Below are 1844 nucleotides of genomic sequence, written 5' to 3'. Positions count from 1 at the left end.
GGTCTGCTGTCGCGGATCCCCGCACAGATCCGCAGACCGGCAGGGGGGCCGCGCTCCTCGCGCACCCTGCTGACGGGAGTGGGCGTGGCCTCGGCCGGGCTGATCGCGATCATGCTCGTCGCCGGGTTGCTGTCGGACGACGACGGCGTCGACCCGGCCGCCTCCGCCACCGGCGGTGGCACGGCAACCCAGGTGCCGCCCGCCGTGTCCTCCTCACCGCCCGGCACGGCCCGCGCCCCCGGGGTCTCCACCTCCGCGCTGGACAGTGAGCCGGGGCTCGCCGACGTCGCCGGATCGGTCAGCCAGCGTTGTGCGTCGGAGCCGTCGCGGACCTTGACGACGATGTCAACGTCCGCGGCGGCCGTGGTCGGCGCCAGAGCGAGCTGCTCGTCCCAGCGGGGCAGCAACTCGCCCTGGACGGTGAGGTCGTAGCGCACGTCGTCGGCCCGCCCGGAGTCTTCGTCGACGCAGCTGCCGAGGATCACCACACCGGCGTCCGCGTGCGAGTCCAGGCACAGATCGGGCTCCGCCACGCTGCGCAGCAGCCCGTCCTTCTCGTACGACCACTGCTGGGTGTCGTCGTCCGAGCACTCGGCCAGCTCGGTTCCGGCCCCGGTCTTGGCCGCGCCCCGGATGTCGAGGCACAGGTCGGCCGCGGCGTTGCGCAGCCTGGTCTGCCGCGGTGCGTTGGGGAGTTGGGCCGTGCCGGGCGGTGAGGAGGACACGGCGGGCGGCACCTGGGTTGCCGTGCCACCGCCGGTGGCGGAGGCGGCCGGGTCGACGCCGTCGTCGTCCGACAGCAACCCGGCGACGAGCATGATCGCGATCAGCCCGGCCGAGGCCACGCCCACTCCCGTCAGCAGGGTGCGCGAGGAGCGCGGCCCCCCTGCCGGTCTGCGGATCTGTGCGGGGATCCGCGACAGCAGACCGCGCCGGCCGGCGCCGTGCCGGGCGGCGCCGCGGGCTCGGGTCGCACCGCCCTGGACTCGGCCCGGACGGGTGTCCAGATAGCGGCGCGCGCCCCAGCCGAGCACCGCCTCGGCGATGAGCACGCCCAACCCGCCCTCGAAATGACTCAGTTGTTCGGCGGCGTTGCGGCAGTAGCGGCACTGAGTCAGATGCTGCTGGACATCCGGCAGCAGGGCCCCGCCGCGGCGAATGGGGACGTCGAGGAGGCGGTTGTAGAACCGGCAATCCTTCGTCGGCGCGAGTTCCCGATGGGCATGTACACAACCTTCGCGGAATTTATCACGCGCTTGTTCGAGCGCCGCCGAGGCGGTAACGGTATCCATGCCCAGCAGGCCGGCGGGGACGCTTAGCGGCTCGGCTTCTACCTCGGTGTGCCAGAGCAGAGATCGGGAAAGTCCGGGAAGTGCCTGGAATGACCGATCGGCAAGCTTCCGATTTTCGGGCGTCATGGACTTCGCGGTACGCATACCGCGACCGCCGGCGGGTTTCCCCAGCTCCGGCAGAACGCCCGCTATTCGGTCGTCGGAGGACCACTGCCGGACGGTGTCCCGGACGGCGACGAGGAGCCGGGGACGCAGTGCGACGGCCGGTTCGCCCAGCGCCAGCCGGTCGAGGACCTGATGGAATGCGGCCGCGGTGACCAGGTCCACGACATCGGCCGGGGAGGCGAGACAGATCACCGCGTACTCGCGGGCCGGCTGCCAGTGCCGCGCCATGAGCAGTGCGACGGACGGAGAGGCCTCGCCGTCCGGCCGGCCCCGGAGTCTGGCGGCGAGGCCTTCGTCGGATTCTTCGGGAACCCCGCCGGGCGGCGGGTAAGGCGGGCGAGGGGGGTGGCCCCGCCGGGCGGCGGGTAAGGCGGGCGAGGGGGGTGG

General features: G+C 72.8%; 1 protein-coding gene. It reads right to left on the bottom strand.

Annotated elements, in window-relative coordinates:
* Positions 1-1844 (bottom strand): RICIN domain-containing protein (locus tag EAO75_RS45400; RefSeq protein ID WP_261989739.1); only part of this gene is annotated, 1844 nt, incomplete at both ends.

The sequence above is a fragment of the Streptomyces sp. UW30 genome, from assembly GCF_008042075.1.
Classification (GTDB): domain Bacteria; phylum Actinomycetota; class Actinomycetes; order Streptomycetales; family Streptomycetaceae; genus Streptomyces.
The sequence above is the reverse complement of the archived record's forward strand: the minus strand, read 5'-3'. Positions and strand labels throughout refer to the sequence as shown.